General features: G+C 55.8%; 13 protein-coding genes. 9 read left to right on the plus strand and 4 right to left on the minus strand.

The window, feature by feature from the left end; translation table 11 throughout:
• Positions 1-57: 57 nt before the first annotated feature.
• Together Pla52o_RS16055 and glgC are read right to left on the minus strand one after the other, a co-directional pair.
• Entirely contained in the window at positions 58-984 is a 927-nt protein-coding gene (locus Pla52o_RS16055; RefSeq protein ID WP_146595590.1) for a GGDEF domain-containing protein, read from the minus strand.
• Between the two features lie 201 nt (positions 985-1,185).
• Complete coding sequence (gene glgC, locus Pla52o_RS16060; protein ID WP_146595591.1) at positions 1,186-2,442, minus strand: glucose-1-phosphate adenylyltransferase; 1,257 nt, start codon at positions 2,440-2,442, stop codon at positions 1,186-1,188.
• A 593-nt stretch (positions 2,443-3,035) separates the two neighbouring features.
• Between glgC and Pla52o_RS16065 the strand changes: the two genes are divergently transcribed.
• The 3 genes from Pla52o_RS16065 (at position 3,036) to Pla52o_RS16075 (ending at position 7,939) form a co-directional block, all read left to right on the plus strand.
• A complete protein-coding gene (locus Pla52o_RS16065; protein WP_146595592.1) occupies positions 3,036-4,511 on the plus strand; it encodes a Do family serine endopeptidase in 1,476 nt (491 codons plus the stop codon).
• Positions 4,512-4,671: 160 nt separating this feature from the next.
• On the plus strand, positions 4,672-6,735 hold the full coding sequence (mutL, locus tag Pla52o_RS16070) for a DNA mismatch repair endonuclease MutL (RefSeq protein WP_146595593.1): 2,064 nt from the start codon (positions 4,672-4,674) through the stop codon (positions 6,733-6,735).
• A gap of 301 nt (positions 6,736-7,036) precedes the next feature.
• A complete protein-coding gene (locus tag Pla52o_RS16075; protein ID WP_146595594.1) occupies positions 7,037-7,939 on the plus strand; it encodes a response regulator in 903 nt (300 codons plus the stop codon).
• A 25-nt stretch (positions 7,940-7,964) separates the two neighbouring features.
• Here Pla52o_RS16075 and Pla52o_RS16080 read toward each other — a convergent pair whose 3' ends face one another.
• Positions 7,965-9,134: an aldose 1-epimerase family protein gene (locus tag Pla52o_RS16080; protein ID WP_146595595.1), complete on the minus strand. Its 1,170-nt coding sequence runs from the start codon at positions 9,132-9,134 to the stop codon at positions 7,965-7,967.
• 268 nt (positions 9,135-9,402) lie between these two features.
• Between Pla52o_RS16080 and Pla52o_RS16085 the strand changes: the two genes are divergently transcribed.
• The 6 genes from Pla52o_RS16085 to Pla52o_RS16110 all read left to right on the plus strand — a co-directional run bounded on the left by Pla52o_RS16085 (position 9,403) and on the right by Pla52o_RS16110 (position 16,883).
• The gene (locus tag Pla52o_RS16085; protein ID WP_146595596.1) at positions 9,403-10,653 is read left to right on the plus strand and encodes a hypothetical protein; all 1,251 of its coding nucleotides are present in this window, start codon (positions 9,403-9,405) and stop codon (positions 10,651-10,653) included.
• A gap of 164 nt (positions 10,654-10,817) precedes the next feature.
• Positions 10,818-11,843 (plus strand): sugar phosphate isomerase/epimerase family protein, encoded by a 1,026-nt coding sequence (locus tag Pla52o_RS16090; protein WP_146595597.1) that lies wholly within the window; start codon positions 10,818-10,820, stop codon positions 11,841-11,843.
• A 96-nt stretch (positions 11,844-11,939) separates the two neighbouring features.
• Positions 11,940-13,070: a Gfo/Idh/MocA family protein gene (locus tag Pla52o_RS16095; RefSeq protein WP_146595598.1), complete on the plus strand. Its 1,131-nt coding sequence runs from the start codon at positions 11,940-11,942 to the stop codon at positions 13,068-13,070.
• On the plus strand, positions 13,070-13,330 hold the full coding sequence (locus Pla52o_RS16100) for a DUF4404 family protein (RefSeq protein WP_146595599.1): 261 nt from the start codon (positions 13,070-13,072) through the stop codon (positions 13,328-13,330). Before Pla52o_RS16095 ends, Pla52o_RS16100 begins: the two co-directional genes overlap by 1 nt.
• Before the next feature lie 147 nt (positions 13,331-13,477).
• Positions 13,478-14,374 (plus strand): formate dehydrogenase accessory sulfurtransferase FdhD, encoded by an 897-nt coding sequence (fdhD, locus tag Pla52o_RS16105; protein ID WP_146595600.1) that lies wholly within the window; start codon positions 13,478-13,480, stop codon positions 14,372-14,374.
• A 151-nt stretch (positions 14,375-14,525) separates the two neighbouring features.
• Positions 14,526-16,883, plus strand: a complete 2,358-nt coding sequence (locus Pla52o_RS16110) for an FdhF/YdeP family oxidoreductase (protein WP_146595601.1) — start codon at positions 14,526-14,528, stop codon at positions 16,881-16,883.
• A 54-nt stretch (positions 16,884-16,937) separates the two neighbouring features.
• On the opposite strand, the gene Pla52o_RS16115 is transcribed toward Pla52o_RS16110, so the two are convergent.
• A complete protein-coding gene (locus tag Pla52o_RS16115; protein WP_146595602.1) occupies positions 16,938-18,194 on the minus strand; it encodes a hypothetical protein in 1,257 nt (418 codons plus the stop codon).
• Positions 18,195-18,250 lie beyond the last annotated feature (56 nt).

Raw genomic sequence — 18,250 nt, forward strand, 5'->3', positions numbered from 1 at the left:
CCGCAACGAGCATCACGCCGCGGCCGAACCAGCCACCGCACGACACTAGTAGACGGGCTAGCGTTTGGCGACTTCGGGGGCGCCGACCAGGGTGGTGGCTTTGCCATCGTGGTAATAGACTCGGTTGCGACCAAAGTTTTTGGCGGTGTACAGCGCTTCATCAGCACGGCGCACGACGGGGCTGGCGACAAGATCGTCTCGCGGTTCGCTCAAACCGACGCTAATCGCAATCGTCAACGACTGGCTTCCAACATCCATGGGATGCGACGCCATCGTCTTGCGAACTTGGTTCATCTTTTCAGCGGCAAACTTAAGTGGCCGAGTCATCAAAATCGCAAACTCTTCACCACCAAAGCGAGTCACAATCACCGCATCGTCGAGTTCCACGCGAAGGATCTTGGCAACTTGCTGAAGCACCTGGTCACCGACTTGATGCCCATGAGTATCGTTAAAGTTTTTAAAGTGATCGATGTCGACCAAGGCGAGCGAGAACGAGCGGCCACCATTGCGAAAGGCCAAGAACAGTTCATCGAGCTTCTGATCGAAGGCCCGGCGGTTGTACAAGCCGGTTAGCGCGTCGGTGCGTGCTTCGGTCAAGTAGCTTTCGATTTGCTTGGTTTGCTTATCGAGCTGACGCTCGGCAGACTCGAGTCGCGTTTGCAATTGCTCGTTGCTGTCCATAATCTGCTTCAGCAAGGCGACGATTTTGGGGGCGGCTTGATTCGACTTGGCATCGATCCGCACCGCGCTGCTCAGTTCGCCCAAACGATCCTGGTATTGCGAGACACTGCCCGAGTACTCGTTGGTCCACGCCCCCAATTCGTGCAGCATTTGCAGGACGCGTTCGCGGTCGTTTTTAGACATCGCCTCCCCCGCCATTTGACTCTGTTTGCGTCCGAATCGAAAACCCAATGCCAGACCGACCGCGAGCAGTACAAGGCCCGAAGCAATTCCGACCAAGGTTAGGATTAGGTTTCCCGTCATGATTTCTTCATTGATACGCTGGTGTCCAATATAGTGGACGAGAGGAGGAGGATGCGTTTATCGCGAACGGGATGAAATGAAAATCGCCACCACCGGCCGCGTCCGCTAGCGACTTGCGTGGTGGCGTTTGTGTCGTCGGTGTCGCAAGCTCACGCCTGCGAATGGACTTTGAGAACGCGTTGTGCCCCCCGGAGTGCATCGTTAGGAGTGTGCAATATCCGGCGTTTGCGAGGACTCGAGCTGTTCTCCTCGTGCGATCACGACCAACCCGCTATCGGTCACCGTGAAGCCACGGGCCGCATCGGCCGCCGGATCATAACCGATTTCGGTTTCGGGAGGGATGCGGACTCCCTTGTCAACGATCACGCGGCGCAGACGACATCGACGCCCAACTTCGACCCCTTCGAAGAGGATGCTGTCCTCGACGTGTGCGTAGCTGTTGATACGAACGTTGGGCCCCACAATGCTGCGGGCCACGCTTCCGCCGCTGAGGATCGCCCCTTGGCAGACCAGCGAATCGAGCGCCTCGCCACGTCGCGATGAGTTGCCTTCGCTTCCGAACACAAACTTGGGGGGAGGCAGCATCGGTTGAAAGGAACGAATCGGCCAATGTTGGTCGTACAAATTCAACAACGGATCGACACCGACGAGGTCCATATTGGCTTCGTAGTAGGCATCGATCGTGCCGACGTCGCGCCAGTAGGCGTCACGTTTGCGGTTCTCGTCCAAGAATGGGAAGGCATAAACGGCGTGGTCTTGAATCGCCGCAGGAATGATGTTTTTACCGAAGTCATGGTCGCTATCGGTCCGCGTTGCATCATCGCACAATTGTTCAAAAAGGAACCGTGCGTTGAAGACATAGATCCCCATCGATGCGAGACAAACATCGGGATCATCGGGAGTGGAGATCGGATCAGACGGTTTTTCTTGAAATCCGGTCAAGCGGTTGTCCAAGTCGACTTGCATGACTCCGAATTGCTTCGCCTCGTCACGACTGACGCGAAGCGCCCCGATCGTAATATCAGCCCCCATTTTGCGATGGAATTCGACCATCGGCTTGTAGTTCATCTTGTAGATGTGGTCCCCCGCCAAGATGACCACGTCCTTGGGTTGTTCACTCTCGATCGCGTAGATGTTTTGGTAAACGGCGTCGGCGGTGCCTTGGTACCAATTGTTGTCGATCCGCTGCTGCGGCGGGACCACGTCGATGAACTCGCCGAGCTCGCGGCAGAAGTAATTACGCCACGCCAAGTTGATGTGACGGTCGAGCGACTGAGCCTTATATTGAGTCAATAACAACATTCGCCGCATGCCGCTGTTGAGCGCATTGCTTAGCACAAAGTCGATGATTCGATACAACCCGCCGAATGGCACCGCAGGCTTTGCTCTATCCCGCGTCAACGGCTCCAAACGCGAACCGCGCCCCCCGGCCAAGATGACCGTCAAAGTATCTCGCATACGATTTTATTAGCTCCTTGCTTACGATCGTTTGCCCAATAGCCTAGCAGATTGTGATCCAGAAATGTCCAGCACGAACGAGGAAAGAAGCGGATTTTGGCCTATCGTTTGCACTCTAGGAATCGCGCGCCCACGCCCGGGCACCATCGTCATGAATGACGCCGCACTACTTTGGGAAAAGGGGGCCGTCTAGAGTGGATGGCGGGACTAAGTTTGTCGCCTCGAACGCACGAAATTTCTCGCGAAACGACGGTGTCTGGGGTGTGTGTCGTCCCGTTCCGGTGGCGGGGGCGTACCGTGAGCGAAAGCCGCGCGAGCAAGATCCTCACGAGCACGAGAAGAGAGAGACTTGGGAAAGAGACACGAGAAAGAGTGAGAGACGCCGCCCAGGGTGAATGGCTTACAAATGGATTGTAAAAAGGAGACTGGGGGATGACGGATTGGGGATGAAGCGTGGGTGCCCGATCACAAATCTCGAAATCGGTTTCCGCCAATGGCGGAAACGTAATCAGCGATTGGAAACGCGTCTCCGATTTGCTAAGACCCATTTTTAAATACGATTTACTGACCTGACTGTATAGGGAGTGACCTTGATGGACAATTTCTGGAAGCGAACAAGCGTTGCGTTGGGAGCAATGTTCTTTGGTTCGCTGTTGACGGTGGTCGTTTTGACTTTGCCAGAGTCGCTGCAACGCGACATTCATGCGCAAGATCAACCAGGTGCGCCGATTCAAGGCCAACACCTTGATACAGCACAAGACCTCTCACTCTCGTTTCGCAATGTTGCCGAATCGTTGCGGCCCAGCGTCGTCAGTATCAGCACCAAGCAAACACAAATGATTCGCGGTCGCCAGAGTCAACGCCGAGCGTTGCCGCCGGGTTTCGAAGACTTTTTCGGTTACCGCCCCCAAGCCCCACAACAGCGTGAGTCGGAAGGAATGGGCAGCGGCGTGATCGTTCGCAAGGACGGCTACGTGTTGACCAACAACCATGTGGTGGAGGGTGCTGACGAGATCAAAGTCCAACTCAGCGATGGGCGAATCGTTCAAGGGGAAATGGTCGGTACCGACCCGCAAACCGATTTGGCCGTGATCAAGATCGACCTGGATGGGTTGCAACCGGTATTGCTGGGAAGCTCGGACGATATCCGTGTGGGCGATTGGGTCTTGGCGATCGGCAGCCCATTTGGATTGGATCAAACCGTTACTGCGGGAATCATCAGCGGAAAGAACCGCGTGCAAGGCATCGTCGATGACGGAAACGGTTTCGAAGATTTTTTGCAGACCGATGCGGCGATCAACCCCGGTAACTCGGGTGGCCCGCTGGTGAATTTGCAAGGCGAACTCGTGGGCATCAATACCGCGATCCTGTCCCGCAGTGGCGCAAGCGCAGGGATTGGTTTTGCGATTCCCGTTTCGCTGGCCAAACCCGTGCTCGAATCGATCATTGAATCGGGCCAAGTGCGGCGTGGTTTCCTGGGCGCCCAGGTGGTCGATGTGACTCCCGAGAGCGTCCGCAAATTCAACCTTTCGGTCAACTCGGGGGCATTGATTGGTGGGTTATTGGAAAACCAGCCCGCGGCCAAGGCAGGGCTGCAACCGGGCGACGTGGTGACGACGCTCGACGGCCGTCCGGTCCGCTCGGGAACGCAATTGCGAAACTACATTGCCAGCCGTCCACCGGGAGCCGCCGTGGAAATGGGAATCATCCGCAACGGAGAGAAATCGCAAGTCACGGTCCAATTGCAGGAACGCACCGATGCGGCCATGGCCATGTTCGGTGCGGGCTCGATCTTCGGTGCGGATCTAGTCCCCGTCACTCCGGAAACCGCCCGCGAGTACGGCTACGAAGAGCTGCGAAGCGGCTTGATCGTGACCAGCGTCGAGGATGGCAGCGTTGCAGCGCAAGGCGAGTTGCAAGTGGGCGATGTGATTGAATCGGCGGCGAACATCCAAGTCTCCTCGGTCGATCAATTGTCGATGATTTTGGCGGAATCGCAAAAACAGCAACAACCCTTGCGATTGGTCGTCCGCCGCGGCAACTCGCGGATGCTGCTGGTGGTACGCTAAGACACAGCGGTAACGCGCTTGCGACGAGTATGATCGTTAAACTTCGCCCAGGGGAATCCCCTTCCCCCGGGCGAACATCTCTTGCCCAACTTCACGCCTCCGGTCGCTTAGGAGCGGTTTTTCGGTTGTTGATTTTGAGTAAAACGGTACATTCGTAAGCATGACTGCAATAGCCAAACCGCTGCCGACCATTCGCCAATTACCCCCCAATCTTGTCAATAAGATCGCCGCGGGCGAAGTCATCGAACGGCCCGCGTCGGTCGTCAAAGAATTGCTGGAAAACAGCGTCGATGCGGGCGCCTTTCGCATCGAGGTGACGATCAATGGGGGCGGCACCGAGCTGATTCGGATCAGCGACGATGGTTGCGGGATGACCAACGAGCAATTGCCGCTCGCCGTGGCCAGCCACGCGACCAGCAAACTGCCGGACGAGGAATCGTTATTCCACGTGCACACGCTCGGGTTCCGGGGTGAAGCCTTGGCATCGATCGGCAGCGTTTCGCAATTGACCATTCGTAGCCGCACCGTGGATAGCGATTGTGGTTCTGAATTAAATGTGCGTGGCGGTGTGGTGGAATCGCCCACCCCGTGCGGATGCCCGGTCGGCACAGTGATGGAGATTCGCAACCTGTTTTTCAATACGCCGGTACGCCATCGATTTTTGAAAACAGCACAAACCGAGCGAGGCCATATCGTCGAGGCGTTTACACGCATTGCCCTGGCCAATCCCCAAATCCATTTTGTGCTGACATCCAACGACAAGACCCTTTATGACTTGGCGCCAACGACTCGCTGGTCCGACCGAATCGCAGAGTTCTTTGGCGGCGAGATCGCGGATGCGTTGATCCCGATTGAAAGTGATGATTCGCAAATTCGTGTCAGCGGTTATGCGTGCGACCCCTCGGTCAGCCGTGGCAACAATCGCATGCAGTACATGTTCCTCAACGGGCGACATATCCGTGATCGCTCATTGCAACATGCATTGACCGAGGCCTATCGCGGTTTGTTGATGGTCGGGCGACATCCGGTTTGCTTCCTACGAATGGAAATGCCAGCGGACATGGTCGATGTCAACGTGCATCCGACTAAATTGGAAGTCCGTTTCACCGATGGCGGTCGTGTCTACGGTCGATTGCTGCAAACGCTGCGTTATCAATTCTTAAAAACCAACATGACGCATCGCGTCGGCCCCGCGTCAACGCCGCAAACGAGCGGCGACATCAGCGGTGGCGGTAGCGCCAGCAACGACGTGGTGACCGCAGGCGAAAGCGTGCTAGGGCTACCTAAGCAAATCGAAGCCGAACAGCGACAAGAAGTGATCCAGTGGGCGCGAACGGGGGAACACAACCCGGTGGCTGCAAGCTCGGTGCAATCGATGCCCTCGTTGTCCGTGCCTGGGTTCCGTCCCTACCCCAGTTCCACTCCGCTTTCGGCCCCCCCAACAAGCGACTGGACCCCAGCCGGTACCGCCAATGGCGGCGATACGGCGATGGGGGCCGTGCCCGCGGCCCCGCTCGATGGTGCGCCGGCAAGCGGCGAGTCGATGGGCGGCGAAGCGAGCGAACTCGCCCCCTGGGACTCCGCCCCGACAGCGTCTGCGGCCGAAGATGGCAACCCAACGGTTTGTTACCTCGGATTTCAAGTTCACAACCGCTACTTGGTCACTCAAGACGAAAAGGGAATGGTGGTGATCGACCAACACGCGCTCCACGAGCGAGTGTTGTACGAGCGAGTCAAAGACAAAGTGCTCGGCGGCTCCGGTCGCCTTGAATCGCAACGGCTATTGGTTCCCGAGCCGGTGTCGCTGACGCCTTCGGAGCGTACCGCCGCGTTGGACTCGAAAGAAACGCTAACGAGGATCGGAATCGACATCGAGGATTTTGGTGGTGAGACGATCTTGATCCAATCGTACCCCGCGATGCTCAAGCGGATGTCGCCGGGTGATATGTTGCGTACCGTTTTGGAATCGGTGATGTCGGCCGGGAAAGAGCCCGACGCCCAAGATTTGCTGAACCATTTGCTGAGCACGATCGCTTGCAAGGCCGCGGTGAAAGCGGGCGACCCGTTAACGAGAGAGGAGATCACCAGTCTGTTGGAACAGCGAGATTTGTATCAGGACACGCACCATTGTCCTCACGGTCGCCCCACCGCGTTGTTCTTCAGTCGCGACGAACTCGACCGCATGTTCGGTCGACTTGGGCCTCGCGGCCGCGCCAAAGGCTGATCCCACGGCCGAAAACTTGAGTTTTCGGTTGATCCGGTCATTGATTTCGCGGCATCGTGGGTGGCTGCGAACGCAAAATCAGCGGCGACTTTGCCCGCGCCGCTCCCACACCGGAGACGGGGTTCGTCTAAAATAGAGTTCGAGCGTGCCTCGTTGGCAGGACAGTCCTACCGAGCGGATTGCCCTACCTAGTCGGCCAGTCTTACCTAACAGATTGCTCGCAATTCGTTGTTAGCTCGACCCACCAACCAACTTGGTGATCACGCCTCGCGTCCGGTTTCACCTCAATGACGGGTTAACCATGGCTTCGATTCTGCTCTGCGAAGATAGTCCGACTCATACGCTCCTGATGCAAACGCTGCTCGAAGAAGACGCCCATCAAGTGCATTGCGTCGAAGATGGGCGGCAAGCGATCGATTGGCTTGCAGACCAACTCCCCGAGCTTGTCGTCACCGATTTGCGGATGCCCAACATGAACGGGGTGGAGTTGGTTCGCACGCTGATCTCCGATTACCCCCAGATTCCTGCCGTGGTGGTGACCGCGCGAGGCTCGGAGGATTTGGCGGTAGATGCGCTTGCCTTGGGGGCGGTGAATTTTGTCCCCAAAAATTCGCTCAATGTTTTGCTCAACCTCGTGGTGCGACAAGCGGTTGCCTTTTCCGGAAGCGATCGCTTTTCACAGTCCTTTGCAGGACAACTACATTCACCGGAGTTCTATTTCAAACTCAGCAATTCGATTGAGTCGATCAATCCGGTGACTCAAATTGTAATTCAAGCGTTGGCGGCATCGGGTAAATTGAACATGACCGAGCGGATCCGCATCGGATTTGCGGTTGCAAGCGCGTTGTTCAATGCAATGTGTTATGGCAATTTAGAACTTAGCGACGAAGATCCGATGATCGGCAAAGCGATTGCGGGCGACTCGGCGAGTCAAGACGAATTGCTAAGCTTGGCAAAGTCCGATGCGTTTCGCAAACGGAGCGTTCACTTGAAAGTGTCGGGGGGCGAAAAGGACACGCGAATTTCGGTTTCACATGATGGCCAAGGACGTTTGGCGCGTTTCAGTCCTGCCCCGGGAACCCCTGAATCGTTCGAGTTTGAGCAATGTCGCGGGATGATGTTGGTCACCAGCTTCATGGACGAGGTGATATTCAACTCCGGCTTCAGCGAAGTCGTGATGGTGAAGTATCACGACAAAAAATAGACACGCTCAAACCGTCATGACGCCCTCACGCGGACCATCCCGTTTGAGGGTCACTGTGGACGAGCGGGGCCTGCTCTTCGCCGAGGCTCTTGATCCGCTTGCTCACTTTGTCAACCGCCGCTTCATCGGTCAACACTTCCAACGAGACGCGGAACGATGCCGTATCGGCTGGCTCGATCGTCACCACTCGGCCCTGCTCGGTTTCAAACGAGCGTGTGTTCGGAAAGTTCGTTGCCGGTTCCATGCCGACAACGTAGCCATCGGTTTTCGCTCCGGTGTTCTTCCAGAAGATAAAATGAGGAAGCTTGGCGACATTGAAGGTGACCGCCAATCCGCGATTCTTTTCCGCCGATCGCAGCATCGTGGTGGTTTCGCTAGAGTCGTCGCCGAGCAGGGATGCAAAGTAGACTCGCTCTTGATAGCCCGACTCCGCTTCACCACATTGATTCCATTGATCCATTTCGCTTGCCGACAAAGCGTCTCTGGGAGCCAACACTTCACAGGCGGCTTCGACCACGGCGCCTGGCTTCAGCACCGGGGAACCGACATTGATGTGGTAGAGCAGTTGCATCGTTGCGGGGGTCGATAACTCATTGGTGACATCATCGAGCAAGTCCACGCGGTAGGTTCCGGCATGCACGCGCAGCCGGCTTTTGAGTCGTAGGCGTTTGAAGAACAAACGCGACTCAATGATCTCGCCGATCAATTCGAGTCGGCCCGATGCCTCGTCGTACTCAATCGACAACGAGTCGGCGGCCAGGTTTCCGATCCGTCCGTGCAAGGGGTACTTCAATTTGCCCGACTCGTCGAATTCAGGAGCTCCGTTGCTTTCGAGTCCACAGCGGACGACCAATTCATCGAAGCCTTCGAGCCAGCCCAATCCGCTGGGGTCAAACAGGGGCACCTGCGATGGGTGGACGGGGCCGGAAACGGGGGAATCCCAGCCAAAACGGATCCCCTCCGCCTCGATTTTCCAGATCGACATACCACGCGTGGGAAGCACGAGCACGCGCATCACGCCCGTATCGATTTCCACCACTTCGACATTATCTGACGCGCCGCCGACAAATCGGCCGTGCCTCGTTTTAATTTCGCCGGATCGCGTTTCCACGTTCATGGTGAGCGGCGATTCGCTGTCCCAGTCAATTTGTTGTTCGCGACGGTCCCAATTTCGGAGTGCGACAATGTCGGCCATGGCGTTGAATCTTTTAAAGCGCGAGCGGTGAAGCGTTAAAGGAGCGATAGAAAGGACTAAGATCGTCTATTTTGAAGGTCTCGTCGGTGGCGTTCTTGCCCCTTGACGAGGAACCAAATAAAACATGTTTTCCTCAAGAGCCGATTTAGGGCGGTAATATTCGCCCACGCAGCGTTTTCTTCTGCACTTAACCTGCATCGACGACCGAAGAACACGTTTCCCGTCTGAACATACTCTTTCTTTAAAAGATTCAAAGGTACGACGATCGATGAGTAACGCGAAGTTGGACGATGGCTTGGTCCAAGACGACTCTGTCGCGAGCATTCTGGACTCGGCCATGGACGCAGCAGGCGGGTTATTGCGACTCACCCCCACCTGGGTTCCGCGATCGTTCCTACACCCCGGACGTCGGATTAAGTTGCATCCCGGGGACTATTATCGATTTGGAGCCGATCGGGGAGGGATCGACGAGCGTTGGTTCGGCAGCACCACCGAAGCGGCCAACGAGGGTCGGGTTTGGCACGAAGGGCTGAGTTTTGTGTTGTTCGAAGGCAAAAAATTCTTGCTTCGTGATGCGGTCGCCGAACGCGGTAACGACCTTGTCGGCGAATCGATCTTTTCAAAATACGATCGTTGGCCGGTCTATTCAAAATTCTTTGACAACATGGGCCCCATTCCCCATCACATGCATCAAAGTTTCGAAGATGCAAAATTGGTGGGCCAAGAAGGAAAGCCAGAAAGCTACTACTTCCCACCCCAACTCAACAACGTCGACAATAACTTTGCCTACACGTTCATGGGACTCGAGCCCGGAACCGAAAAGGAAGACGTTCGTCGCTGTTTGGAAAACTGGAACGCTGGCGACAATGGAATGCTCGACCTCAGCCGCGCCTATCGGTTGAAGCGAGGAACCGGATGGTTGATTCCGCCGGGCGTATTGCACGCTCCGGGATCGCTGTGCACCTACGAACCGCAATGGGGCAGCGACGTGTTTGGGATGTACCAATCGATCGTCGAAGGCCGCTATGTGCCTTGGTCGTTGCTGGTCAAAGATATGCCCGAGGAAAAGCATCAAGACCTCGACTTCATCGTCGGCCAATTGGACTGGGACAAGAATGTCGATACCCACTTCAAAAACAGCAACTATCTCGAACCGGTTCGCGATGAAGCACGCAGCGGTGATGGATTTGAAGACCTTTGGATCGTCTACGGCACCGTCGACGGTGAACAACTTTTCAGTGCCAAAGAACTCACCATCCAACCCGGTGCGAAGTGCACGCTGCAGGACCCCGGAGCGAGTAGCTGGATTACGGTTCAAGGGCGCGGCCGCATGGGAGCCCTCGATTTGCAAACGCCAGCAATGATTCGCTTTGGCGAAAACACCTCAGACGAAGTTTATATTTCGCATATCGCCGCAACGGCCGGTGTCGAGATCGAAAACCTAGGCACCGAACCGCTGGTCGGGTTAAGGTACTTTGGTCCGAACACCCACAAGAATTTGCCAAAAGCCGGCAGCTAAGGATCGAGTGTCATTCTCACTGTCGAATTCACAGTCCGAGCTGCGGGCCTTTTTGCTGCGGGCCTAATTGCAGCGGGCCCGTTGCTGTGGCCGATCTCCGGTGCGGTGCACTTCGCTACCGCTCGATGCGCCCCCTCAAAATCCCTTCTTAGGAAATCAAATCGATGAAACTTCACAATGCGATGTGGCCAGGGCTTGTTGGCAAAGGTACCGACGAGGGGCAAGAGCCACCGATCAGTCTGGAACAGATGCTCGACCTGACCGCCGCCGCAGAAGTGAATGGACAAAAGTTCGATGGCATCGACTACTTTCTGTTTCTGCCGCACACCAATCCCGAAGCGAGCGATGACGAGATCCGCAGGATCGCCGATCTGATTGCCGGCAAAGGGCTGGCCGTTGGTTCGTTGGTCGCGCCGATTTGGCCTGGCACGATCGGAGATTCGGCGATGGGGGATGCCGCCCAACAAGCGAAGTTCCTTTCCGCGGTGAAAATGGCATGTCGGATCGCGGGCATCTTCAACGAGCATGGCGTTCGCCAATACGGCGTGATTCGTATCGACAGCGCCGAATTTGGGGTCGAGAAGTGGCGTGAGGATCCTCAGGCAAACACTCAAAAGATCGCTGGCACCTTCAAAGAGGCGGCGAAGATCGCGGCCGATCACGGCGAACGTCTCGCCGCGGAAGGCGAAATTTGCTGGGCCGGAATGCACAGCTGGAAAGACATGCTCGATCTGCTCGAAGCGGTCGGGATGCCCGAAACGCTCGGCTTTCAAGCCGACTTGGCCCACACCTATCTGTACTTGATGGGTTACAACGCCCCGGAGCATGCACTGTTGCACGAGGGCTACAGCGACGATGAGTTCGATGCCGCGTATACGACGATGACCGACAAGCTTCGGCCTTGGACGATCGACTTTCACGTCGCCCAGAATGACGGCAATGTTCACGGCGCCGGGTCGCACGACAAAACCGGAAAGCATTGCCCGGCGGATGATCCCAACGGTAAACTGGATATCGTCAAGTGTTCGGGGTATTGGCTCAAAGACGCCGAAGCGCGCGGCATCAAGCACATTTGCTGGGATGGATGCATGTTCCCCAACGCCACGCTGGAGGACCCAAACACCTGGAACACAATTCTTGACACCATGATTAAGGTGCGAGACACCCATTGCAAAACGCAATCGGCTTAAACATCTCACCGCTTCGCTCGGCCGACGCCACAGGTCATCCGCAACAGGCTCACTTTAACGGGCCTTACTTAACGATACGCAAAGGAAACGCACACGATGAAGCCGCTTAACATTGGCATGGTTGGATATGGGTTCATGGGACGAACTCACTCGAACGGATACTCGCAAGCCAACCACTTTTTCCCATGTGAGTACAAGCCGGTTTTGAAAGCCGTCTGTGCTCGCAACAAGGACAAGGCGCAAGCGTTCGCAGACACTTGGGGTTACGAATCGGTAGAGACCGATTGGCGTGAGCTGCTCAAGCGTGATGACATTGATGCAATCGATGTCTGCACCCCTAACAACTTGCACAAAGAGATTTCGATCGCGGCGGCCGAGGCCGGCAAAATGGTGCTTTGCGAAAAACCACTCGCGATGAACCAAACCGATGGCGAAGCGATGTGCCAAGCGGTCGAAAAGGCCGGCGTCAAGAACATGGTTTGGTACAACTATCGCCGTGTTCCCGCCGTCACGCTCGCCAAGCAATTGATCGATGAAGGTCGCTTGGGCCAAATTTTTCATTACCGTGCAAACTTCTTGCAAGATTGGACGATCAACGCCGACGTGCCTCAGGGTGGCGCAGCGACATGGCGGCTTGATGCCGAAGCGGCCGGTAGCGGCGTGACCGGCGATTTGCTCGCCCACTGTATCGATACCGCCCTGTGGCTGAACGGCCAAATCAAGGATGTCTCGGCCATGACCGAAACGTTTGTCAAAGAGCGGATGCACTCCGAAACCGGCAAGAAAGAACCGGTCAAAATCGATGATGCCTGCAGCTTCCTGTGCCATTTCGATAACGGATCCCTCGGATTGTTCGAGTCGACCCGCTATGCACGCGGCCACAAGGCCCTTTACACGTTTGAAATCAACGGCGAAAACGCCTCGATTCGTTGGGATCTTCACGATCTACATCGGCTCGAGTACTTCGATCACAACGATGACTCGATCGTCCGCGGTTGGCGCAGTGTGCATGTCAGCGACGGCGATCAACCCTACATGGGCAATTGGTGGGTGCCGGGATTGAACATCGGCTACGAACACACCTTCATTCATCAAGTGGCAGATTTCCTCAAGTCGCTTGAAACAGGCGAACAAATGCACCCGAGCTTCCGTGATGCCTTGGAAACTCAAAAGGTCTGCGATGCGGTCTTGGATAGTGCGGCTCAACGCGTTTGGAAGGAAGTTTAATGACTCGCGACGATTTACTTGCGGCACTGCAAATTGTTCATCAAGAATTGGAGCAAGCCAATGATCTTGATGATGCCGATGTCAGCCGTTTGCGGCAAACGATGTCGGAGATTCAAGAGGTGCTCGATAAGAGCGGAGAGGAAACGGGTTCGTTTAGTGACCAAATCAACGAATCGGCTCGCCGGTTCGAAGAATCGCATCCGGTACTGACCAACACGCTCGGCCGGATCGCCGACATGCTTCAGCAAATGGGGATCTAGGAGGCCCAGGATGCTGCACAATGCGGCTCCACAACTCCTTGGATTCAGCACGACCACGGCGTTTTGCGAAACGCCGAATCGAGCGCGGGAATCAGATTAAAGGTAGGGTTCCGGTAGAGCGAAATCGAACCTATTTCAAGGCAGTCCATGCGATCGAACACTCCTTCCCCCCTTTCGCAACCGACAACGCAGCGCCCCAGCGCAACGCAACATGCGAATGAACACGGCGCACGGGAATTCGATGTCCGACAAGTGCGCGGAGCAGCGGGGGAGGTTGTCTCGGACCTGATTGCCATTGAAGAGCCGCTGGAGATCCGAATTGTGATCGATGTGGACGGCAAAAAGAAAGATCGTTCGATCTCCATTACGATGCGGACACCGGGATCCGATGCGAAGTTAGCGGTCGGCTTTTTGGTCACCGAGGGAATCGTCACAGCGCGTGACGATGTGGTGACGGTTCGCCCCTGCCGCAGTGGTTCGGTGGTTCGAGTGCGATTGCACGATCGCTTGCCAGTCGATTTACAGCGGCTGCAACGACACTTCTTTACCTCTAGCAGTTGCGGTGTTTGCGGTAAAGCCTCAATCGAAGCAGTGTCGGTCCAGATTCAATCGCCACTGCAAGCCGCAGTCCCGCAAGTACCAGCTGAATTACTCGGGCGATTACCCGAGCGACTGCGCGAGGCTCAGACGCTGTTTGATCAAACCGGAGGGCTGCATGCCAGCGGATTGTTTAATTGCGTGGGCCAGTTGTTAGGAGTTGAAGAAGACGTCGGCCGCCACAATGCGTTGGATAAACTGATCGGCGGTCAATGGATGAGTGACGCCACCGTGTTTGCCCAGTCAATCTTGGTTGTCAGCGGCCGAATCAGTTTCGAGTTAGTGCAAAAGGCGCTCGTCGTTGGCATCCCGATCATGGTCGCGGTGGGAGCGCCTTCGAGCTTGGCAATCGAACTGGCTCAACGACATGGAATGACGCTCGTCGGATTTACCAAGTCAGATCGATACAACGTCTACCACGATGCCCAACGGATCGCGGCTCGTTAATGCCTTCGCACCATTCGTTTGGGCCATTGAGTTCACTACTCCCCCAATGTGTGAGCGGAGTGGCCCAGCGGGCCCTTTAGGCTCCGTTCAAGGGCGGGGGCGAATGCAGTGAAATTTGTCCCCAATCAATTTCCTCCACGGGAGCTCCACGATGTCCATCGCAGATCAAACCAACAACGTGGTTGCCACCGCGATCCCGACCAGTCACGGTGAGGTGTGGTTGTTGCCTGCGAAATCAGACGATGATCTCAAACTCAAACCCGTCAAACAGAAAGCGACGGGGGTCTCGGCCGTTTTAAACAGCTTTCGCTATGCCTGGGGCGAGGCTGGCGTGGTGCGAGGGACCTTGCCGCTGTTACAGCTGAACCAAAAATTAGGTTTCGATTGTCCCGGCTGTGCTTGGCCTGACTCGGACGCCAAGCGACCGACATTCGATTTCTGTGAAAACGGTGCCAAAGCCGTTGCCCATGAAGCGGATTCACGTCGACTCACCGCTGAATTCTTTCGCGCGCACAGCGTTAGTGAACTCTCCACACACACCGATTTCTGGCTCGAACAACAGGGACGTTTGACCCAGCCGATGGTGCTGCGAGAGAACGCGACGCACTACGAACCGATCTCGTGGTCCGATGCGTATGCGTTGATCGCCAAGGAATTGAATTCGCTCGAATCTGCCGATCGCGCGGCCTTTTACACCTCGGGCAAAGCGACCAACGAAGCCGCCTTTTCGTACCAGTTGTTTGCTCGTCAGTTTGGCACGAACAACTTACCCGACTGCTCGAACATGTGCCACGAATCGAGTGGTCGAGCGCTATCGAAAATGATTGGAATCGGCAAAGGAACCGTGAAGCTTGACGATTTCGAAAAGGCGGAATTGGTCTTCGTTGTCGGACAAAATCCCGGTACAAACCATCCTCGACAATTAGCGGCGTTGCAACAAGCCAAACGCAATGGAGCCAAAATCATCGCCGTCAACCCGCTGCCCGAAGCTGGCTTGATGGGATTCATGAATCCACAGGAAGCACTGGGCATGCTGGGGTTCGCCACCGAGCTAACCGATTTGTTTTTGCAAGTCAAAATCAATGGCGACATTCCACTGTTCAAAGGCATTATGAAACAAATGCTCGAGTGGGAGGAAGCCGATCCCGGTTCGGTGATCGATTGGGACTTTGTCAATGAGCATGCCGCAGGCTTAGATGATTTGTGTGCGGACCTTCGCAGTGCCGATTGGGATACTTTGGTGACTCGCAGCGGCGTGACTCGCGAATCGATGCGTCAAGCCGCTGATTGGGTTCGTGCGTCCGAACGAATCATCTTATGTTGGTGCTTGGGCGTGACCCAGCATACCAACGGAACCCAGAACGTTTGTGAAATGCTGAACCTGTTGCTGTTGCGTGGCGCGATCGGTAAACCTGGTGCGGGGCCGTGCTGTGTTCGCGGGCACAGCAACGTTCAAGGCGATCGCACCATGGGCGTCTGGGAACAGCCCAAGGACGCGTTATTAGATCGTTTGCAAGCGGTATTTGAGTTTGATCCGCCTCGCAAACACGGTTTTGATTCTCAGCGAGCCGCCATCGCGCTGCACCAAGGTGAACTCGATGTTTTTGTCTCCCTCGGAGGCAACTACTTAATGGCGTTGCCGGATACTCGCTATGCCGCCGAGGGGCTCGCAAGGACACGGCTCAATGTGCGTATCGGCACCAAGCTAAATCGTGCCGATCTCGTTGCCGGTGGGCAGTCGTTAATATTGCCTTGTTTGGGGCGAAGTGAACAAGACGTTCGACCGGCGAGTGACGGCACTCCGGCAAACAAACAATTCACCTCCACCGAAAATTCGATGGGAGTCATTCAATCCTCGCAGGGCAAATTGCCTGCGGCCTCTGCCGAGTTACGCAACGAGGTGGCGATTGTCTGTGAAATGGCTGCGGCCACGTTGGGCGATCGAGCCAATAACCCCTGGCAAGATTGGGCAAACGATTACGACTTGATTCGTGACGGCATTGCGGCCGTCATCGATGGATGTGAGAACTACAACGAAAAAGTTCGCCAGCCTGGCGGTTTTTACTTGCCCAACGCGGCTCGCGAGCGACAGTTCAATACCAGCACCGGAAAAGCAAATTTCACCATCAACCCGATCCCTCCGCAAACGATCCAACCGGGCCAGTTTGCGATGACGACGGTGCGCAGCCATGACCAATTCAACACCACAATTTATGGCAATCACGATCGCTATCGCGGCATTTTGAATGCCCGCCGAGTGGTGATGATGAACGGCGAGGACATGAATGAACGAGGGTTGCGTTCGCGTGACCCCGTTGCGGTTACCAGCCACCACGACGGAGCAACTCGCACGTTGCAGGACTTCCAAGTCGTCGAGTATCCGATCCCACGCCAATGTGTCGCGATGTACTTTCCCGAAGCGAATCCACTGATCCCAATGAACGCGACCGATGCATCGAGCAATTGCCCATCGTTCAAACACACCGTCGTGACGATTGAAAAGTGTTGAGCAGCTAAGAGCAGGATTAGCGGAAGTTGATATCGATCGAAGCTATGGGCAAGCCTATCGCGCCAACCAGTATTGCTTCTGAGCCGTATCGATCTCCTTGCGGCCCAGCAGACGCTGCTCAATTCGTCGCCCGCTACGGCGATCCGAGACGCCTTTGACGATCACCCGAACCGAGTTTCGCAAATCGCATTGGTGAGCGATCCGACTCGCCACCGCCAATTGGAAACGAGCTTGCGGATAAATCGGTACTGTTAATCGATCTAGCGACCATGAGTTCATCTCCAATCGATACCATCCGTCGTCGTCGTCATCGATCAAGAATGGATGCATTTCGGCAGGCACGTGCTCTCGTGCGGAGCGGTGAAGTTCGACCGTCGCGCGACTGCTGTGCGGCGAATAGAGGGCCCATGAAGTCCAATGGTCCCAATACCCCCAACGCTCGGTCGCGGGCATGACGATGGCAAGGATCACAAGCGTCGCTGCGAAACGTTGGCCAATGGAATGATTGAGCTTCGGAACGGTCGCTGACAACGCTGCGGTGCTTGCCGAATCACCGGGATCACTCGAAGGATTGGGATCGATCGGATTGGGACACCGTTGCAAAAACAGAAACCAAGCTTGCACGATCAAAAGCACGTTCCAAAGCAACACGCCATGGCTGTGGTTGAGGTTCCAAGGGCCGAGCATCCCAATCAAACTCACGTGCAATGCGATCACCAGCGCGCCCGCGAGTCGTCGCGTTCGAGTCATCAGCAATCCGATTCCAATCAACATTTCACTCAGCGGCAATAGCAACGCGATCATCGCCAGCGTGTTGTGCTCGAACCGATCCGCCAAATTTCCGACGCCCGGCAAATCGATGGCGGCAAGGAAATTTTGCCCCACCGTATGGGCGAATTGATAATCGATCTTGCCCAGCCCGCTGTACAGATACACGCTCGCCGCCAGCGGGATTAGCCATCGCCGTGCCGTTTCACGATCCATCGTGGCAAAGACAACCGCATAGATCGCACTTTGATACGCCCAAGGTTGCAAGCGGTGTTGGTTGAGTAAAAACGCGAAGCACAAAGCGGCGGCGACGATCCACCACAACCACCGGCGGGCACCCTCCGCAGATGCCAGGATCGCAGCGCACGCGGCCAACAACGTCAGACAAGGAATCCATTGGCCCCAAGGTGACCACGAATGCAAAAACGGCAGCATCGGGATCTGCAGTAACGGTTCATCCCCTCGCCACAATGGGAACGTGACCAGAATCAATGCGATCAACATGCCGGCCCACAGCCGAGAGAATCCCCATGAGCGCGTCACGGCCCCCGTCTCTTCAGTCTCTGTCACAAAAAAACGGCCTTATCTCGATACGTGCG

This window comes from Novipirellula galeiformis (assembly GCF_007860095.1).
Taxonomy (GTDB): Bacteria; Planctomycetota; Planctomycetia; order Pirellulales; family Pirellulaceae; genus Novipirellula; species Novipirellula galeiformis.